General features: G+C 71.5%; 17 protein-coding genes. 9 read left to right on the top strand and 8 right to left on the bottom strand.

Annotated features, from left to right (window positions below; translation table 11 throughout):
* Positions 1–6 precede the first annotated feature (6 nt).
* Positions 7–996 carry a dipeptide ABC transporter ATP-binding protein gene (locus AB0J42_RS04735; RefSeq protein WP_364289125.1) on the top strand — a complete coding sequence of 330 codons (990 nt, stop codon included), beginning with the start codon at positions 7–9 and terminating at the stop codon, positions 994–996.
* Positions 997–1,014: 18 nt separating this feature from the next.
* Here AB0J42_RS04735 and AB0J42_RS04730 read toward each other — a convergent pair whose 3' ends face one another.
* The 3 genes from AB0J42_RS04730 to AB0J42_RS04720 are packed head-to-tail and all read right to left on the bottom strand — an operon-like array spanning position 1,015 to position 3,800.
* Entirely contained in the window at positions 1,015–1,707 is a 693-nt protein-coding gene (locus AB0J42_RS04730) for a response regulator transcription factor (RefSeq protein WP_364288898.1), read from the bottom strand.
* Positions 1,704–2,879 carry a sensor histidine kinase gene (locus tag AB0J42_RS04725; RefSeq protein WP_364288896.1) on the bottom strand — a complete coding sequence of 392 codons (1,176 nt, stop codon included), beginning with the start codon at positions 2,877–2,879 and terminating at the stop codon, positions 1,704–1,706. The genes AB0J42_RS04730 and AB0J42_RS04725 overlap by 4 nt, the downstream gene beginning before the upstream one ends.
* Before the next feature lie 60 nt (positions 2,880–2,939).
* Complete coding sequence (locus AB0J42_RS04720; protein WP_364288894.1) at positions 2,940–3,800, bottom strand: PD-(D/E)XK nuclease family protein; 861 nt, start codon at positions 3,798–3,800, stop codon at positions 2,940–2,942.
* 150 nt (positions 3,801–3,950) lie between these two features.
* Between AB0J42_RS04720 and AB0J42_RS04715 the strand changes: the two genes are divergently transcribed.
* Together AB0J42_RS04715 and AB0J42_RS04710 are read left to right on the top strand one after the other, a co-directional pair.
* Entirely contained in the window at positions 3,951–5,087 is a 1,137-nt protein-coding gene (locus tag AB0J42_RS04715) for a site-2 protease family protein (protein WP_364288892.1), read from the top strand.
* A 293-nt stretch (positions 5,088–5,380) separates the two neighbouring features.
* Positions 5,381–6,958, top strand: a complete 1,578-nt coding sequence (locus AB0J42_RS04710; protein WP_364288890.1) for an FHA domain-containing protein — start codon at positions 5,381–5,383, stop codon at positions 6,956–6,958.
* Positions 6,959–7,042: 84 nt separating this feature from the next.
* Here the strand turns inward: AB0J42_RS04710 and AB0J42_RS04705 are convergent, their stop codons facing one another.
* A complete protein-coding gene (locus tag AB0J42_RS04705; protein WP_364288888.1) occupies positions 7,043–7,558 on the bottom strand; it encodes a hypothetical protein in 516 nt (171 codons plus the stop codon).
* Between the two features lie 99 nt (positions 7,559–7,657).
* Entirely contained in the window at positions 7,658–8,776 is a 1,119-nt protein-coding gene (locus tag AB0J42_RS04700) for a GNAT family N-acetyltransferase (protein ID WP_364288886.1), read from the bottom strand.
* 55 nt (positions 8,777–8,831) lie between these two features.
* On the opposite strand from AB0J42_RS04700, the gene AB0J42_RS04695 reads away from it, so the two are divergent.
* The gene (locus tag AB0J42_RS04695; protein ID WP_364288884.1) at positions 8,832–9,695 is read left to right on the top strand and encodes a tRNA (adenine-N1)-methyltransferase; all 864 of its coding nucleotides are present in this window, start codon (positions 8,832–8,834) and stop codon (positions 9,693–9,695) included.
* 204 nt (positions 9,696–9,899) lie between these two features.
* Positions 9,900–11,663, top strand: coding sequence for a proteasome ATPase (arc, locus tag AB0J42_RS04690; RefSeq protein WP_364288882.1), 1,764 nt, complete (start codon positions 9,900–9,902; stop codon positions 11,661–11,663).
* A gap of 51 nt (positions 11,664–11,714) precedes the next feature.
* Here arc and AB0J42_RS04685 read toward each other — a convergent pair whose 3' ends face one another.
* Positions 11,715–12,398 carry a serine hydrolase gene (locus AB0J42_RS04685; protein ID WP_364288880.1) on the bottom strand — a complete coding sequence of 228 codons (684 nt, stop codon included), beginning with the start codon at positions 12,396–12,398 and terminating at the stop codon, positions 11,715–11,717.
* 728 nt (positions 12,399–13,126) lie between these two features.
* Between AB0J42_RS04685 and AB0J42_RS04680 the strand changes: the two genes are divergently transcribed.
* Positions 13,127–14,263: an acyltransferase gene (locus AB0J42_RS04680; protein WP_364288878.1), complete on the top strand. Its 1,137-nt coding sequence runs from the start codon at positions 13,127–13,129 to the stop codon at positions 14,261–14,263.
* Positions 14,264–14,348: 85 nt separating this feature from the next.
* Entirely contained in the window at positions 14,349–15,863 is a 1,515-nt protein-coding gene (gene dop / locus AB0J42_RS04675) for a depupylase/deamidase Dop (RefSeq protein WP_364288876.1), read from the top strand.
* Between the two features lie 12 nt (positions 15,864–15,875).
* On the opposite strand, the gene AB0J42_RS04670 is transcribed toward dop, so the two are convergent.
* Complete coding sequence (locus tag AB0J42_RS04670; protein ID WP_364288874.1) at positions 15,876–16,280, bottom strand: hypothetical protein; 405 nt, start codon at positions 16,278–16,280, stop codon at positions 15,876–15,878.
* Positions 16,281–16,430: 150 nt separating this feature from the next.
* On the opposite strand from AB0J42_RS04670, the gene AB0J42_RS04665 reads away from it, so the two are divergent.
* The gene (locus AB0J42_RS04665) at positions 16,431–16,640 is read left to right on the top strand and encodes a ubiquitin-like protein Pup (protein WP_364288872.1); all 210 of its coding nucleotides are present in this window, start codon (positions 16,431–16,433) and stop codon (positions 16,638–16,640) included.
* Between the two features lie 193 nt (positions 16,641–16,833).
* On the opposite strand, the gene AB0J42_RS04660 is transcribed toward AB0J42_RS04665, so the two are convergent.
* Positions 16,834–17,886 carry a DNA polymerase IV gene (locus AB0J42_RS04660; protein WP_364288870.1) on the bottom strand — a complete coding sequence of 351 codons (1,053 nt, stop codon included), beginning with the start codon at positions 17,884–17,886 and terminating at the stop codon, positions 16,834–16,836.
* A gap of 201 nt (positions 17,887–18,087) precedes the next feature.
* On the opposite strand from AB0J42_RS04660, the gene prcB reads away from it, so the two are divergent.
* A complete protein-coding gene (gene prcB / locus AB0J42_RS04655) occupies positions 18,088–18,903 on the top strand; it encodes a proteasome subunit beta (RefSeq protein ID WP_364289123.1) in 816 nt (271 codons plus the stop codon).
* Positions 18,904–18,917: the final 14 nt, after the last annotated feature.

Here is an 18,917-nt window from a genome sequence, read left to right as displayed (position 1 = left end):
CACGACATGGAGAAGCACTTCCCCGTCACGGCGGGCCTGTTCAAAAGGCAGGTCGGCGCCGTCAAGGCGGTCGACGGGGTCAGCTTCGAGGTGTTCAAGGGGGAGACCCTCGGCCTGGTGGGCGAGTCCGGCTGCGGCAAGTCCACCACCGGGCGGCTGGTCACCCGCCTGCTGGAGCCCACCGGCGGCAAGGTGGTCTTCGAGGGCCGCGACATCACCCACCTGAGCCAGGGCAAGCTCCGCCCGCTCCGCCGCGACATGCAGATGATCTTCCAGGACCCGTACTCGTCGCTCAACCCCCGGCACACGGTCGGCGCCATCGTCGGCGCCCCGTTCCGCATCCAGGGCATCAAGACCGAGAACGGCATCAAGAAGGCGGTCCAGGACATCCTGGAACTGGTCGGGCTCAACCCCGAGCACTACAACCGCTACCCGCACGAGTTCTCCGGCGGCCAGCGCCAGCGCATCGGCATCGCCCGCACGCTCGCGCTCAAGCCCAAGCTCATCATCGCCGACGAGCCCGTCTCCGCCCTCGACGTGTCCATCCAGGCCCAGGTCGTCAACCTGCTGGAGGACCTGCAGAACGAGCTCGACCTCACCTACGTGGTCATCGCCCACGACCTGTCGGTGGTGCGCCACATCAGCGACCGGGTCGCGGTCATGTACCTCGGCAAGATCGTCGAGATCGCCGACCGCAAGAGCCTGTACGCGGCGCCCATGCACCCCTACACCAACGCGCTGCTGTCGGCGGTGCCGGTGCCCGACCCGAAGGCGCGCCGAGACCGCGAGCGCATCCGCCTCACCGGCGACGTGCCCAGCCCGCTCAACCCGCCGCCCGCCTGCCGCTTCCACACCCGCTGCTGGAAGGCGCAGGAGATCTGCAAGACGGTCGAGCCGCCGCTGGAGGAGCTGTCGGGCGGTCACCGGGTGGCCTGCCACTTCCCGGAGAACGCCCCCGTCGCCGCCGCCGCGCCGGACGACGCCGCCCAGGCCTGACCGCCGCCCCGGGCGCCGCTACGACATGGCGCCCGGGGTGATCAGGCCCGTCTCGTAGGCCAGCACTACCGCCTGGACGCGGTCGCGCAGCCCCAGCTTGGTCAGCACGTTGCCGACGTGCGTCTTGACCGTCGTCTCGCTGACCACCAGCTTGGCCGCTATCTCCGCGTTGGACATGCCCTTGGCGATCAGCCGCAGCACCTCCAGCTCCCGCTCGGTCAGCCGGTCCAGCTTCGCGGGAGTGGCCTGCTCGGAGGCCGGGGGCAGCCGGGCCGCGAACCGGTCGAGCAGCCTGCGCGTGACGCTCGGCGCCACTATGGCCTCACCCGCGGCCACCACCCGGATCGCCTGCACCAGCTCGTCGGGCGGCACGTCCTTCAGCAGGAACCCCGAAGCCCCCGACCGCAGCGCCTCCACGATGTACTCGTCCAGGTCGAACGTCGTCAGCACGAGCACCTTCGGCACGTGCGCCGAGGCCGAGAGCCGGGGCGCGTCGCGCACGATCCGGCGGGTCGCCTCGATGCCGTCGACCCCCGGCATGCGGATGTCCATCAGCACCACGTCGGGCAGCAGCGCCCTCGTCTGCTCCTGCGCGGCGTGGCCGTCGCCCGCCTGCCCCACGACCGTGATGTCCGGCTCGGCCTCGAGGATCAGGCGGAAACCGGTGCGCAGCAGCGGCTGGTCGTCCACCAGCAGCACCCTGATCGTCATGATCCGTCCTTCAACGGGAATCTGGCCCGCACCTCGAAACCGCCCCCCGATTTCGGGCCGACGCTCAGAATTCCACCACAGAGCGCCACCCGCTCGCTAATCCCGACCAGCCCGAGACCCGGCTCCTCGGGCTCCGCGGCCCCGCCGCGCCCGTCGTCCACCACCCGCACGTCCAGCTCGCACCACCGGTGCCGCACCGTCACCACGGCGCTCGCGCCCGGGCCCGCGTGCCGCAAGCTGTTGGTCAGCGCCTCCTGGACCATGCGGTAGGCGGCCAGGTCGACGCCCGCCGGCAGCGGGCCGCCCTCGCCCTCCACCGACAGCCGCGACGGCAGGCCCGCCTCCGTCATCTGCTCCACCAGCGCGGGCAGGTCCCGCACCCCCGGCTGCGGCCCCAGCTCGGCGTCCGCGTCCCCGCGCAGCACGGACACGATGTCGCGCATCTCCGACATCGCCTGCCGGCCGGTCTGCTCGATCGCGGCCAGCGCCTCCCGCGCGACCTCCGGGTCCGAGGCCAGCACCCGCCGCGCCGCCGCGGCCTGCACGGTCATCACCGACACGTGGTGCGCCACCACGTCGTGCAGCTCCCGCGCGATCCGGGAGCGCTCCTCCGCCCGCGCCGCCCGGGTGTCGGCCGCGTGCGCCCGCTCCAGCCGCGCCGCCCGGTCTCTCAGCTCCGCCTGATAGGCGCGGCGCAGCCGCAGGCTCCGGCCGGCGCCCCAGACCGCCGCCAGCACCACCGCCATCATCAGATGGTCGCTCCAGTGGGCCGTGCGCACCGGCCCGGCGGCCGCCCCCACCGCGTAGACCGCCAGCGACACCAGCAGCCCGCCGAGCGCCGTGGCCAGCCCGCGGCAGGACGCCACCGAGTAGAGCATGATCAGGGCGGGCACCCCGCCCAGCCCGTAGCCGTAGCCGAGGGCCGACAGCAGCGTCTCGGGTGCCAGGCTCGCGCACAGGCCCGCCAGGGGCCAGCGCCTGCGCGCCGCCACCGGCAGGCACGCCGCCAGCACCAGGACCCCGCCCAGCGCGTCGGGGCCGCGCAGCCCCTCGACCACCAGCCCGCGCGCCTCAAGCCGGTCGACGTCCTGGACCAGGAACAGCGACAGCGACACCACGGCCGCCGCCACCGCCAGGACCGAGTCATGGAACGTCGTTCGGTCAGCGCGCACGGCTTTCACTGTAGGCCCAGGTGAACGGGGGGAGCCTCCTCCTCCAGGAGGAGAAGCGGGCTACAACTCGTCGGTGGCCGCGCGCCGGCTGCCGCGCACCGTGTCGCCCGGCTGCCGGTCGGGCACCGGCGGGGGAGTGCCGCCGAACTCCGGGCAGAGCGCCTGATGATCGCACCAGTCGCACAGGCGGCTGCGCCGCGCCCGCCACTCGCCGGTGTCGAGCGCCCGCTCGATCGCCTGCCACAGCGCCTTCACCTTGCGCTCGGTGGCCAGCAGATCGGCCTCGTCCGGCGCGTACCGCAGCACCTCGCCCCGCCCGCCCAGATAGACCAGCTGCAGCAGCCGCGGCACCCGGCGGCGCAGCCGCCACAGCACCAGCGCGTAGAACTTCATCTGGAACAGCGCCTTGGCCTCGAAGTCCGGCCCCGGCGCGCTGCCCGTCTTGTAGTCGACCACCCGGACCTCGCCGGTCGGCGCCACGTCCAGCCGGTCGACGTAGCCCCGCAGCATCAGCCCGCCGTCGAGCACCGCCTCCACGTACAGCTCGCGCTCGGCCGGCTCCAGCCGGGTCGGGTCCTCCAGCGTGAAGTAGCGCTCCAGCATCTCGCGCGCCTGGCCCAGCCACGCCGCCTGCTCGTCGTCGTCGGCGAACATCTCCCCGAGCTGCGGGTCCTCCGCCAGCAGCCGCGACCACTGCGGCTCCAGCAGCTCCAGCGCCGCGCGGACCGAACGCTCCGGCGCCGGCAGGTCGTAGAGCCGCTCCAGCACCGCGTGCACGACCGTGCCGCGCACCGCCGCCGGCGACGGTTTCTCCGGCAGCTGGTCGACCACGCGGAACCGGTAGAGCAGCGGGCAGGTCATGAAGTCGCCCGCCCGGGACGGGGAGAGGGCTCCGATGATCACCGGCTCGGTCAGCGTCATGCACGGCACTCTAGGACACCGGCCTGACACATTGCCTCCGGCGATCGGCCCGGCACAATAGGGCCACGCGTCCTGGATCACCTGATCCGGCGCGTAGCATCGAGGCAGGCATCGAGGCAGGCGCAGCCAGGGTCGACGGCAAGGAGTGCGGTGAGCGAGCAGAGCCCGCGGCAGGAGTTCTCCGGTCTCCGGATGGGAAAGCCGTTCGGCATCCCGGTCTACGTGTCGTGGACGTGGTTCCTCGTCGCGGCCTTCATCACCTGGCTGTTCGGCGACACCTTCCGTCACATGCTGCCCGAGATCAGCACCGCCGCCGCCTACGGCGTCGCGTTCGCGTTCGCGGTGCTGCTGTACGTGTCGGTGCTGCTGCACGAGCTGGCCCACAGCGTCCTGGCGCAGTGGTACGGGCTGCCCGTGCGCCGCATCACCCTCTACCTGCTGGGCGGCGTCTCCGAGATCGAGAAGGAGCCGCCCACCCCCGGCAAGGAGTTCATGGTCGCCGCCGCCGGGCCGGCGCTCTCCCTCGGCCTGGCCGGGGTCGGCTACCTCGCCGACGTCTACCTCGTCGACGGCGGGGGAGTCGCCGAGGTGCTGATCTGGCAGCTGTGGGTGGCCAACCTCATCGTCGGCATCTTCAACCTGCTGCCCGGCCTGCCGCTCGACGGCGGCCGGATGCTCCGCGCCGGAGTGTGGAAGCTGGCCCGCAACCCCGGCACCGGCACCGTCGCCGCCGCCTGGGGCGGCCGGATCCTCGCCGTGCTGCTCGTGGCCACCCCGTTCGCGTTGGCGACGGCCACCGGGCAGGAGATCGACCTGCGCGACCTCATCTGGCCGCTGGTGCTGGCCTCCTTCATCTGGATGGGCGCCACCCAGTCGCTGCGCGTGGCCCGCATCCGCGCCCGCATCCCGCAGGTCAACGCCCGCACCCTGGCCCGCAGGGCGATCCCGGTCACGGCCGAGACGCCGCTCGCCGAGGCGCTGCGCCGGGCCGGTGAGCAGCGGGCCGGCGCCCTCGTCGTGGTCGACCACGAGGGGCGCCCGCTGGCCATCGTGAACGAGTCGGCGGTGCAGGCCACGCCGGAGCACCGCCGCCCCTGGGTGAACGTCGGCTCGATGGCCAAGACCCTGGAGCCGTCCATGGTCCTCGCCGCCGACCTCGTGGGCGAGCCGCTGATCGACGCGATGCGCGAGGCGCCCGCGGGCGAGTACCTCCTCGTCGAGCGCGGCGGCGAGATCTACGGGGTGCTGTCCACCGCCGACGTCAACCGGGTCTTCACCGGCGTCTGATTTGTCCCACTCGAATCTGCGGCGCGCCACCACTAATGTCATCTCCGGTGATCTAGCCGCCCCGCGATTCGAAGACAGGACGTCTAGCCCGATAGTGTGCTGTTTGGCCAAACTTGCACAGTTGACGGGTTTACCACGTCCCCCGGTTCACCGAATCGAGACGCGACGTGGTCCCGGCGCCTGGGTATGCGTATGGCTGGTGGCCAGCACGGCGGTCCGCGCACCACGGCATCGCCTGCTTCCGGGAAGGACAGTTGAGTGACCGAGCTCAGCACGGTCATGTGGGAGGACTCATGACGGACCAGGGCTTCGGGACGGTGCGGCCGCTTCCCGGCAACGGGCTCGTCGCGTACGAGGGCGGCCTGCTGCTGGTGTGCGACGTGGACGAAGCCTCCGGCGCCCGCCTCATCGACGCGCTGCGCGAGACCGCCGCGTCCGGCGGCGACGGCCGGGCGCTCGCGCGGCGGGCCGCCCAGGTGCTCGCCGCCACCATGACCGGTGACCCCGCCACCTGTGCCGTCGCGGGCCGCGTCGGCGACGGCGTGGCCGTGCTGGTCAGCGGCGCCGCCTCCGCCCACGTCATCGGCCCGTCCGGCGAGACGCGCCTGTCCGGCAGCGACTCGCTCACCTGGGCCGACCGGCTCATCGCCGGTCCCGTCGACCGCGTCGAGCTGGCCCTGCCCGGCGCGGGCCACCCCCACCCGGCAGTCCGCTTCGAGGGCGGAGTCGTCCACGGCGGCGGCATCGCGGGCGAGCTCACCGCCCAGGGCGCGGCCCAGTCCCGGCCGCTCACCAGCGAGATGCCCAACACGGCGCTCCACTTCGAGCCCGACCTGATGCCCCGCCAGGAGCAGCCCCCCGCGCCCGCGCAGGCGCCGCCCTACCCGATGTCGGGCGCCGACCAGCCGCCGCCGCTGCCTCCCCAGCCGCCCTCGGGCCCGCAGCCCCACTCCGGCCCCCAGCCCCACTCGGGCCCGCAGCCCCACTCCGGCCCCCAGCCCCACTCGGGCCCGCAGCCTCATTCCGGCCCCCAGCCGCAGCCCCACTCCCAGCCTCAGCCGGCGCCGATCGCCGACCACGCCCCCCGCTCCGAGCCGCCGCCGTTCCCCTCCTATGAGGAGCCCGGCCACTCCGGCCCGCCGCCGGGCAACGGCACCGTGCCGGAGTACGAGCAGCAGCCCGGCCCCATGGGCGGCCCCCAGGACCACTACGAGCAGCAGCAGCCCGGCCCCATGGGCGCGCCGCCGCAGGACCACTACGAGCCCGCCCCGCCCCTCATGGGCGGCCCCCAGGACCTCCCTCCGCCGATGGGGCCGTCGTCGCAGGACCTCCACCCGCCGATGGGCCCGCCGTCGCAGGACCAGCAGCCCGCGCAGGAGCAGGCCGAGCACGGCGACCGGCCGCACGTCTACGGCGTCGACTGCAGCAACGACCACTTCAACGACCCGCGCGCGCCCTACTGCGCGGTGTGCGGCATCGCCCTCGTGCAGCGCGCGCTCGTCCCCTACAAAGGGCCGCGCCCGTCGCTGGGCGTCCTCGTCCTCGACGACGGCACGACACTGCCGCTGGAGACCGACTACCTGCTCGGCCGCGACCCCGAGCGGGCGCCCGAGGTCGCGGGCGGCAGCGCCCGCCCGGCCAAGGTGACCAGCCCCGACGGGTCGGTCTCCCGCCGCCACCTGCGGGTGGCGCTCGACGGCTGGGACGTCAACCTGGTCGACCTCGGATCGGTCAACGGCACCCAGATCCAGCCGCCGGGCGACCCGAACTTCTACGACATCCCGCCGAACGAGCCGGTCACCATCGCCCCGGGCACGACCGTCCGGGTCGGCGTCTCCCGTACCCTCCGCTTCGAGGCCCACCGGGCCTGAACCGGTTTCGGCGGGGCACGGGCGCGACCGTGCGGGTCGGTGTCGCGTACTCTCCGCCTCCAGGCCCATCGGGCCTGACCGGCGTCAGCGGGGATCGGCGCGGCAGGGCCCGGGGAGGGCCTGCACGGCGCGGAGCAGGCGGGCGGCGGCCTCCAGGCCGCCGGACGCCTCCAGTGCGCGCCCGGCGGCGGTGGCGAAGCGTCCCAGCAGGTGCTCGTCGCGGTCGTCGAAGTCCCGCCCGGCCGCCCACAGGAAGGCGTGGTCGCACGTGGCGGTGGCCACCGGCGTCGCCAGGAACCCGGGCGCCCCCGCGGGCCACTGGCAGGCCAGCAGCACCGGTCCCGCGGACGCGGCCAGTTCCTTCAGCACCCCCGACTCGGCCAGCCACGCCGCGATCCGCAGCGGGTCGCCGGGCGGTGCGTGGGTCATCACGGCGCACGCCTCCTCCCGCAGCGGATCCACCCGGACGAACCCGGCGTAGCCCACCCGTACCATCGCGGCGGCGGTCCGGGCCAGCCGGTCCATCAGCCCCGCCGAGTCCAGGCAGGCGAAGGTCGAGACGAGCTCACGCATGGCGACTTCGGCACGGTCAAGCGGCATCGCGGCATTCCCTCGTCAGCTCGGAGGCGCAGCCCGATCACGTGACACTCAGGAGCGGTGACCCGGAGTATCACCCGCGGGGCGACCCTTGACCAGACCTCAAGAGGAAATCGCCCTTTTCGGGCGCAACCGGAGCCACGAGACCTCGTCCGTGCGGCGCCCGTCCGGCTGCGGGAAGAACTCCCGCCGCACCCCCTCGCGCACGAACCCGGCGCGTTCGAGCACCGACTGAGAGGCCGTGTTGGCCGCGTCGGTGCCCGCCACCAGCCGGTGCAGCGACGTACGCGCGAACGCCCAGTCCGACAGCAGCCGCACCGCCCGCGTCATCAGCCCCCTGCCCCGGAACTCCGGCAGCAGCGAGTAACCCAGCATGGCCTCCCCGAACGCGGGCATGCCGTTGATGAGCTGCAGGTGACCGGCGAACGCCCCGCCGGCCGCGTCCCGTACCGCCAGCTCGATCCGCTGCCCCGACAGCCACAGGTAGCCGGTGGCGCGGCAGCGCCGCTCGTCGTCCTCCAGTGAGGCGGCCGGCCCCACCCCGAACCGGGCCACGCCCGGGTCGCCCAGCATCCGGTGGAAGTCGGCCGCGTCCTCCGCCGCCAGCGGTGTCAGCCGCACCACCCTGTCGCCCAGCTCGCCGCGTTCGAAGCCGCCGTCGAAGAACGGCAGCGCCTGCTCCACCGGCTCGCCGCCGTCGCGGGCGAGCCGGGCGAACGTCACCAGGTCCACCCGCCGCCCGTCGCGCAGCGCCTTGGCGCCGCGCCGCCGCCCCTCCTCCCGGAACCCGGCGCGGTAGGCGGCCCGCAGCGCGGGCAGGTCCTCCATCTCGGCCTCCAGCTCGACCCGCTCCACGCCGTGGTCGAGCAGCCACTCCGTCAGCCCGCGCGCCACGGCCCCGGCCACGCCCCGCCCGCGCGCCTCCGGCGCGATGACGTGCTCCACCCGCGCCGATCCGTGGGGGGTCAGCGGCGTCACCCCCGCCGAGCCGGCGTAGCGCCCGTCCTCGGTGATCGTGAACTCCGCGCCGCCCGACTCCCACACCGCCTCGGCGCGCCGCACGTACGCGTGCGCGTCCTCCAGCGTGTACGGGGACGGGATCAGCGGCAGGCGGCGGGCGGTCAGCGGATCGTCGCAGGCGGCCCGGATCGCGGGCGCGTCCGCCTCCACCGGCGGGCGCAGCACCAGGGAGCCGACGGCGATGATCTCACGGGGGAGCATCCCCCATAGATATCGCGCGTCGGAAGCCGTCCGAAAGCCCTATAACCTTGCCGCCATGGGTTTCCGCAGGCATGGGCCGTTCCGGCCCGGGGATCAGGTGCAGCTCACCGACCCCAAGAACAAGCGCCACACGATCACGCTCAAGGAGGACGGCGTCTTCCACACCCACAAGGGCGCCATCCCCCACAGCGAGCTGATCGGGCAGCCCGAGGGCTCGGTCGTGCGCTCCTCCGGCGGCACCCCGTACCTCGCCTTCCGCCACCTGCTGCAGGACTACACGCTCGCCATGCCGCGCGGCGCCGCCGTCATCTATCCCAAGGACGCCTCGATGATCGTCGGCATGGCCGACATCTTCCCGGGCGCGCGGGTGATCGAGGCCGGCGTCGGCTCCGGCGCACTGACCTGCTTCCTGCTCCGCGCCGTCGGCCCCGAAGGGCATGTGACCTCGTACGAGCGACGCCAGGACTTCGCCGACGTGGCGCGCAAGAACGTGGAGAAGTTCTTCGGCTCCGGCGAGGACGGCCCTGCGGCGGTCAACTGGCGGCTCGTCGTCGGCGACCTCGTCTCCTCGATCGACGAGTCCGACGTCGACCGGGTGATCCTGGACATGCTCGCTCCCTGGGAGTGTGTGGACGCCGCGGCCAAGGCGCTCACGCCGGGCGGCGTGATCTGCTGTTACGTCGCCACCACCACGCAACTGTCCAAAACGGTCGAGGCCATTCGCGATCACGGGTGTTTCACCGAGCCTCACGCGTGGGAGACCCTGATTCGCGACTGGCATGTCGAAGGACTGGCTGTCCGGCCCGATCACCGGATGGTCGGGCACACCGGTTTCCTCGTCACCGCCAGGCGCATGGCCGACGGCGTGACCCCGCCGCCGCGCCGCCGGAGACCGAAGGGAACCACCGAGGAAATATGACGATTTGGCCACGAGGCTGCGCCGATGCGTGACACGGGAACAGATCACCGTGTTCATATGCTGGGAGTATTAAACGCCCTATTGGGGATTATTCGCCGAATACTTGTTGTCACTGTACGAACACTGCCCGGCCAGGTTACGGAGGGGCCCGAGATAGGTAAGGTCCTAAGTAGTCGCCCTCGACTGGGAAGGAGGTGACGGGGCGTGGCAGCTCGCGATGATGCTGAGGCTCGAGCCGCGCAGCGCGAACGGGAGGTCGCTGATCTTTCAACACAGGTCTCCTTCCTCCAGGAGGAGATCACCGCGCTGAGGCGGAAGCTGGCCGAGTCACCCCGTCAGGCCAGGGTCCTTGAAGAGCGTCTCCATGAGGCACAGGCGAACCTCGCGGCCGTCACCGGCCAGAACGAACGCCTGGTGGCAACCCTCAAGGAAGCCCGGGACCAGATCGTCGCTCTCAAGGAGGAGGTCGACCGGCTGGCGCAGCCGCCGTCCGGCTTCGGCACCTTCCTGGAGGCCAGAGAAGACGGGACGATCGAGGTGTTCACCGGCGGCCGCAAGCTGCGGGTGAACGTCAGCCCGTCCGTCGACGTCGACTCGCTGAAGCGTGGCCAGGAGGTCATGCTCAACGAGGCGCTCAACGTGGTCGAGGCCCTCGGCTACGAAGAGGTCGGCGAGATCGTCATGCTCAAAGAGCTCCTCGACGAGGGCAGGCGCGCCCTGGTCATCTCGCACGCCGACGAGGAGCGCGTGGTCCGCCTGGCCGACTCGCTGATCGGCCAGCCCATAAGAGCCGGCGACTCACTCCTGCTCGAACCGCGCTCGGGCTACGTGTACGAGCGCATTCCCAAGTCCGAAGTCGAAGAGCTCGTCCTGGAAGAAGTGCCCGACATCTCCTACCACGAGATCGGCGGCCTCTCCCGGCAGATCGAGCAGATCAGGGACGCCATCGAGCTGCCCTACCTGCACTCCGACCTGTTCCGCGAGCACCAGCTCCGACCGCCCAAGGGCGTGCTGCTCTACGGCCCGCCCGGCTGCGGCAAGACGCTCATCGCCAAGGCCGTCGCCAACTCGCTGGCCAAGCAGGTCGCCGAGCGCACCGGCCAGGAAGGCAAGAGCTTCTTCCTCAACATCAAGGGCCCGGAGCTGCTCAACAAGTACGTCGGCGAGACCGAGCGGCACATCCGCCTGGTCTTCCAGCGAGCCCGCGAGAAGGCCTCCGAGGGCACCCCGGTGATCGTGTTCTTCGACGAGATGGACTCGATCTTCCGGACCCGCGGCTCGGGCGTCTCGTCCGACGTCGAGAACACCATCGTGCCCCAGCTGCTGTCGGAGATCGACGGCGTCGAGGGCCTGGAGAACGTCATCGTCATCGGCGCCTCCAACCGCGAGGACATGATCGACCCGGCGATCCTGCGGCCCGGCCGCCTGGACGTCAAGATCAAGATCGAGCGGCCGGACGCCGAGGCGGCCAAGGACATCTTCTCCAAGTACCTGGTCCCCGACCTCCCGCTCCACCCCGAGGATCTGAACGAGCACGGCGGCTCCCGAGAGGCCACCATCCAGGGCATGATCCAGAGCGTCGTGGAGCGCATGTACACCGAGAGCGAGGAGAACCGCTTCCTCGAGGTGACCTACGCCAACGGCGACAAGGAAGTCCTCTACTTCAAGGACTTCAACTCCGGCGCGATGATCCAGAACATCGTCGACCGGGGCAAGAAGATGGCCATCAAGCAGTTCCTCGAGACCGGCCAGAAGGGCCTGCGGGTGCAGCACCTGCTCGCCGCCTGCGTCGACGAGTTCTCCGAGAACGAGGACCTGCCCAACACCACCAACCCCGACGACTGGGCCCGCATCTCCGGCAAGAAGGGCGAGCGGATCGTCTACATCCGCACGCTCGTCTCCGGCAAGCAGGGCGCCGAGGCCGGCCGTTCCATCGACACCGTCGCCAACACCGGCCAGTACCTGTAACAACCCGATCAAGAGCCGCCGCCCGCACGCCGGGCGGCGGCTCCTGCCGTCTCAGGGGAGCGTTCCGGACGCGGCGATGACCAGAGCCCCCGCCTGACGCACGGCCCGCGCCAGGCCCGCGTCCGACCCGGCCGGGCCGCACGCCAGGACCGCGTACGCGACAGAACCGATGATCCCGGCATCCGAGCGGACGCCGTCGTCGGTGCCCGTCTTGTTCGCCAGCCTGCGGCCCTCCGGATCGTGCCGCACCAGGGCGGGGACCAGCCCGTGATCGGTGTTGGCCAGCATCCACTCCCGCATCACCCGCTGCCACCCCGCCGCGCCCGCCACCAGCCCCGCCAGCTCCCTGGCGGTGCCCACCGCGAACGCCGGCGGGTGCTCGGGCCCGCGCGGCTCCCGGATCCGGTCCAGCAGCCGGGTCCGGGTCAGGCCGAGCGCCCTGGCGCCCGCGTTCACCCGGTCCAGGCCCACATGGCGCAGCAGCGCGTTCGTCGCCGTGTTGTCGCTCACCGCCGCCGTCAGCAGCGCCAGATCGCCCACCGTCCACGTCCGTGCGGACAGGCCCGTCAGCAGCCCCGACCCGCCGCAGTAGTCGTCCTCGTGCAGCCGCACCGGCTCCTCCGGGTCCAGCGTCCCGCCGTCGATGCCCCTCGCCACCTCGGCCAGCAGCAACAGCTTGCCCACGCTGGCCAGCGGCATCTCCACGTCCTCGTTCCACGCCAGCGCAGCGAACACCTCCTCTCCGGTTAGCGACCCGCCGGACACTGCACCCGTGTGGGAGTGGCCGGGGTCAGAGAGGTGGGTGTGCGCCGTGCCGGTGGGGGAGGGTGGGGCGGGTGCCGAGCTCGTGTCGGCGGGGTCGGTGTCCGTCCCCATGCGCGCCGAGTTGGTGGGGGAGGACGCGGCGGGTGCCGAGCTGGTGCCGGAGGGGCCGGTGGCCGTTCCCGTGTGTGCGGCCCCAGCGTGTGCAGGGTCGGCGTGCGCGGTCTCCGTGTGGGCGGGGTGGGGGTGGGGCGGGACTGCTTGGTGGAGGGGCGTGTCCGCGGGGGAGAGAGGGACGGCGGGGCGGACGGATACGGCGAGTTCGCCGGGGCAGGCGGCTGCGATGCGCTGCAACGTTCCCGCGAGGGCGGCGGCGTCGCTCCCTGTGGCGGCGGGGATGCCGTTCGCCTCCACCGCTGATAGGGCGGCGCGGAGGATTTCGGCGGCGCGCGCAGGCGAGGGGCGGTCGTTCGGGGTCACGGGATGGTTCCTTCCGGGACGTACGGGGTGATCGTCATTTTCTCGGACGGCCCAGGAGTCGGACACGGGCCCCCGGACGGCCCCGGAATCACAGGTCTCCGGACCGGTCCGAAACCAGGCGCAGCCCCTCGGACGGCCCCGGAGCTTTGCTTACAAGGGGGACCAGAGTGACAGATGTGACGGAAGGGAACCGAAACGATCAGTGGCACGTCTAAGTCGCCGTGCACCAACAGAACCGGCCGAAGCGGTCACCCCGGGACGGTCGCCTGGCCGAACTCGACCTGCTGCGCTTCATCGCCGCCCTGGCCGTGCTGGCATTCCACTACCTGGTCGCCTACGCGTCCGTCTGGGGGGACCGGCCGGCGGAGCTGTTCCCCGCCGTGGCGCCGATCGCCGGGTTAGGCATCCTCGGCGTCGAGCTGTTCTTCATGATCAGCGGTTTCGTCATCCTCATGACGATCTGGGGGCGCGGCCTCGGGTCCTTCGCGCGGTCCCGGTTCATCCGGCTCTATCCCGCCTACTGGCTCAGCCTGATCGCGGTCGCCGCCGTCTACGGCCTGACCGACGCCAAGGCGCTCGACCCCAAGCTCTCCGCGGGCGACTATCTGGTCAACGCCACCATGTTCCAGCGGCTGGTCAAGGTGGGCGACGCCTCGGGCGTCTACTGGTCGCTCTGGGCGGAGCTCCGGTTCTACCTGCTGGCGAGCATTCTCGTGGTGGTGGGCGTCACCTACGGCCGCGTGCTCGTCTTCTGCGGGGTGTGGCTGGCCGGGGCGCTCGGCGCCGAGCTGCTCGGCAACCCGGTGCTCAGCGAAATCCTGATGCCGCGGTACGCGCCGTACTTCATCGCCGGCATGGCGCTCTACCTCATCCACAAGCACGGCGGCGCCTGGCTGCCCTGGATCTACGTCCTCGGCTCGTACGGCATGTCCCTGCACGCGGCGCTGGAACGGGTGCGCGGCCGGATCGAGCTGGCCGGGTTCAAGAACATGCCCGTCACCGACACCAGCGTGGTCATCACCGTCACGCTGATCTATCTGGTCATGGCGCTGGTGGCGCTCGGGCTGGTGCGGATGCGGGCGCGTCCCGTGTTCACCGCGCTCGGCGCGACCACGTACCCGCTCTACCTGTTCCACTCCGTCATCGCGGTCGTGCTCATTCCGCCGCTCACGAGCGGGCTGCCGCCCTGGTTCACCGCCCTCTTCACCACCGCTATCGCCCTCTTTGCGTCGTATGCGATATATGTTCTGGCTGAGCGCCCCATCCAGCGGATGCTCAGGCCCCGGCGGGCGCGGCAGGACGCCGCCACGCCCCCGGTGCAGGGGGATGTGCAGGGGGAAAGGACGACGGTGCCATAACTCTGTGACCCTGGGGCACTGTGAAGGGCATAGGCTCGGGCATATAAACGGCGGATAGACAGATCCGGACGAACAGAGGGTGCGCATGACGGTGCGTCGGGTGATGGGTATCGAGACCGAGTACGGCATCTCCGTGCCCGGTCAGCCAGGCGCCAACGCGATGGTGACCTCCTCACAGGTGGTCAACGCGTACCTGGCCGCCTCGGCGGCCAAGGCGCGCAGGGCGCGGTGGGACTTCGAGGAGGAGAATCCCCTGCGCGACGCCAGAGGGTTCGACCTCGCCAGAGAGGTGGCGGACCCCAGCCAGCTGACCGACGAGGACCTCGGCCTCGCCAACGTCATCCTCACCAACGGGGCCAGGCTCTACGTCGACCACGCCCATCCCGAATACTCGACGCCGGAGTGCACCAACCCGCGCGCGGCCGTCATCTGGGACAAGGCGGGCGAGCGCGTCATGTACGACGCCGCGCAGCGGGCCGGCGCCCTGCCGTCCAACTCGCCGATCCAGCTCTACAAGAACAACACGGACGCCAAGGGCGCCAGCTACGGCTGCCACGAGAACTACCTCATGCGCCGCGCCACGCCCTTCGCCGACATCGTCCGCCACCTGACCCCGTTCTTCGTCTCCCGGCAGGTCGTCGTCGGCGCCGGCAAGGTCGGCATCGGCCAGGACTCGCGCGGCGAGGGCTTCCAGATCAGCCAGCGCGCCGACTTCTTCGAGGTCGAGGTGGGCCTGGAGACGACGCTCAAGCGGCCGATCATCAACACCCGCGACGAGCCGCACGCCGACCCGGAGAAGTACCGGCGGCTGCACGTCATCATCGGCGACGCCAACATGTCGGAGATCTCCACTTACCTGAAGCTGGGATCGACCGCGCTCGTCCTCGCCATGATCGAAGACGGGTTCCTCACCCGCGACCTCACCGTCGAGAACCCCGTCCAGGCGCTCCGCGCCGTCTCCCACGACCCGTCGTGCCGTTACGAGATCCCGATGCGCGACGGCCGCAAGCTCACCGCCGTCCAGCTCCAGATGGAGTACCTCGAACAGGCGCGCAAGTACGTCGAGGAGCGCGGGACCGCGCAGGACGAGATGAACAAGGACATCCTCGACCGGTGGGAGTCGGTGCTCACCCGCCTCGCCGAGGACCCCATGCAGCTGTCCAAGGAGCTCGACTGGGTCGCCAAGCTGGAGCTCCTGGAGGGCTACCGCAGCCGCGACGGCCTCGCCTGGTCGCACCCCCGGCTCCAGCTCGTCGACCTGCAGTACTCCGACATCCGGCCCGACCGCGGCCTCTACAACCGGCTGGTGGCCCGCGGCCGCATGCACCGGCTGATCACCGAGGACGAGGTCCAGCGCGCCGTCGAGAACCCGCCCACCGACACCCGCGCCTACTTCCGCGGCCGCTGCCTGCGCCAGTACAGCGAGTCCGTCGCCGCGGCCTCCTGGGACTCGGTCATCTTCGACATCCCCGGCAGGGAGTCGCTCCAGCGCGTTCCCACGCTGGAGCCGCTGCGCGGCACCAAGGCGCACGTCGGCGAGCTCTTCGACCGCTGCCGCACGGCCGCCGACCTGGTCGCCGCCCTCACCGGCGGCGAGTAGCCGGGCGTCGGGCTAGAGCAGCCCGACGCCCAGCGTCAGCGTCCCCGCCGCCAGCGACGCCCCGCCCAGGAACGTCAGGCCGATGAGCCGGTTCGGCTCGGTGTCGGACGGCCGCGCCACCGACAGGAAGAAGCCCAGGGGCATCAGGATCGGCGCCGCCACGATCAGCAGGCGCACCAGCGTCTTCACCGGGTCCGGCAGCGCCGCCTGGTCCACGTACGGCATCGCCACGAGGCTGAAGAGCACCAGGACGCCCGCGTGCGCGTGCCCGGCCCGCCACAGGCGGCGCCGGGCCGGGTTGTCGAGGTAGCCGGGAACGTTCCGCATCAGGAACCGCAGCAGCGTCACGCCGCCGAAGACGACCGCCGGGACCGTGATGAGCAGCACGCCTGCCGTGCTGAGCGAGGCGGGGGACATCGGAACCTCCTGTGCCGTCGGGGCCCCCAGTATTGGATAGCGTCACTATCCAGTCAAGCGGGTATGGTCAGAGGACGATCGGCGCGAAATGTCGTGCCGTTCGGGGAAGATATGGACTGAGAGGCAAGTCCCCCGAGATGGAGGTAGGGCATGGCTACTAAGGACACCGGCGGCCAGAAGCAAGCAGGGCGGCGTGAGTCCGAGGTCGAGGAGACCGAGGCGACCGCGGCGCCGGACGTCCAGGAGCGCCAGGAGAAGCTCACGGACGATGTCGACGCCATTCTGGACGAGATCGACGAGGTGCTCGAGGAGAACGCCGAGGAGTTCGTGCGCAGCTACGTCCAGAAGGGCGGCGAGTAGTCCGACACCGGACATCGAGAAGGAGTGGAGATCGGGTGGGAACGCCGGATGAGCCGCGGGCCGCGGGGAGGCCGGAAGCCTCCCCGCGGCCTGCGCTGAACGCACGCCCGCCGGTTGGGCGGGCGCGCCGCCGCGTCCGGACGAGATCTGCCCCGGGTACGAGAGCGGCGGCGCCGATCGGAGGCGGCGCGGCCTAGCGACGGGCCTGACCGGTGCGGGCGGGCATCTGATAACCGGCGCCGACGCCGAGGAGGCGGACGGGCCGATCAAGAGCGAAACGGGCGAGGGCGTCGAGCGCGGCGCGGGTGACGGCGCCGGGGTCGGTGGTGGGAGCGGGAAGCGTCGTCTGCCGGGTCTGCGTGACGAACGGAGCGAAACGGACTTTGACGGTGACCCGGATGATGGCGCGGCCCGCTCCGGCCGCGTCGGCGGTGACGCGGCGGGCGAGCTCGGCCACCTGCGCGGAAATCTCGGCGGGGTCGGTGAGGTCCTCCCGATAGGTGGTCTCGCGGCTGTGGCCGCGCGGGATCCAGGGGGTGGTGACGACCTCGGCCTCGCCCTTGCCGAGCGCCAGATAGCGCAGCCAGGGCCCGTTGACGGGGCCGAAGCGGGCGGCCAGCCGGCCGGGGTCGGCGGCGGCGAGCTGGGCCACGGTATGGATGCCGAGATCGGCGAGCTTCGCGGCGGTCTTGGCCCCGATGCCCCACAGCGCGTCGGCGGGCCGGTGGTGCATCTGCCCGGCCCAGGTCTCGCCGGTGAGGCGGTGGACCCCGGCGGGCTTGGCGAAGCCCGAGGCGAGCTTCGCCTTGTGCTTGTTGTCGCCGATCCCGACGGAGCAGGAGAGCCCGGTGCGCTCCCGTACGGCTCGCTGGATGTCGCGGGCCAGACCCTCGGGGTCGGCGGTGCGCACCCCCAGGAACGCCTCGTCCCAGCCCCAGACCTCCACGTCGGCGGGGAACCCGCGCAGGACGGCCATGACGCGGGCGGAGGCGACCTCGTAGGCGGGCGGGTCGCTGGGCAGGAAGACGGCCTCCGGGCAGCGGCGCAGGGCGGTGCGCAGCGGCGTGCCCGAGTGGACGCCGCGGGCGCGGGCCTCGTAGGTGGCGGTGGCCGCGACGGTGCGCGGGCGGGTGGGGTCGCCGTCGCCGCCCACGACCACGGGCCTGCCGCGCAGCTCGGGGTGGCGCAGGAGCTCGACGGCGGCGATGAACTGGTCGAGGTCGACGTGCAGGACCCAGGTCCTCATAGGGCCAGTATCCGCCCCCTATTCCGGCGCTCCGGTTGGAGTCCGGGCCCCGCGGGGTGTAAAGAAACGATCTGATGAACGGTTCGCCGTGAGCTGATCGTGGGAAGTGCAGACAGCGACGCAACACCAGTAGGGTCGGCTCAGGAACACTGAATGTTGGGAGGGAGTCGCGTGGCTGAGAGGAATCTGCCCACCGGCTTGATGAGCCAGCTTTTCCAGAACTCCGGAAGTTCCTCGTTCACCGAGTTCGTGAGCGCGTACGCGCCCGAGTTGCTGCCCCGCAGGGACGAGGTGCTGGCTACGCCGGTCGGTGACCAGGTTCCGCACGCGACGACGATCGTGGCGGCCACCTTCGACGGCGGGGTGGTGATGGCCGGCGACCGGCGCGCCACGTCCGGCAACATCATCTCCCAGCGTGACGTGGAGAAGGTGTTCCGCACCGACGACTACTCGTGCATGGGCATCGCCGGCACCGCCTCCACCGGCCTGGAGATGGCCCGGCTCTACCGCGTGGAGCTGGAGCACTACGAGAAGCTCGAAGGCCGCACGATGTCGGTGAAGGGCAAGGCCAACCGGCTGGCCACGATGATCCGCGGCAACCTGGCGATGGCGCTGCAGGGGCTGGTGGTGGTGCCGCTGTTCGCCGCGTACGACCCCGACCGCGACGGCGGGCGGATCTTCAGCTACGACGTGGCGGGCGGTCCTTACGAGCGCGACCGGTTCGACGCGATCGGATCGGGTTCGATCTTCGCGCGGGGCTCGCTGAAGAAGCTCTACCGCGAGGGGGCGTCGGCCGAGGACACCGTGATGATGTCCATCCAGGCTCTGTACGACGCCGCAGACGACGACTCGGCGACCGGCGGCCCCGACATGGCGCGGAAGATCTTCCCGGTCGTGGCGGTCGTCGACGCCGATGGTTTCCGCCGGCTGACCGATGAGCAGGTCTCCGGGTACGTCCAGCAGATGATGGACGCGCGAATGATCTCTCCTGACGGACCCATCGCTCCGCTGCGCTAGAAAGGACCCTCACC

The organism is Nonomuraea sp. NPDC049649, from assembly GCF_040675175.1.
Lineage (GTDB): Bacteria > Actinomycetota > Actinomycetes > Streptosporangiales > Streptosporangiaceae > Nonomuraea.
Note: the sequence above shows the minus strand (reverse complement) of the source record. Positions and strands in the feature narration are given on the sequence as shown.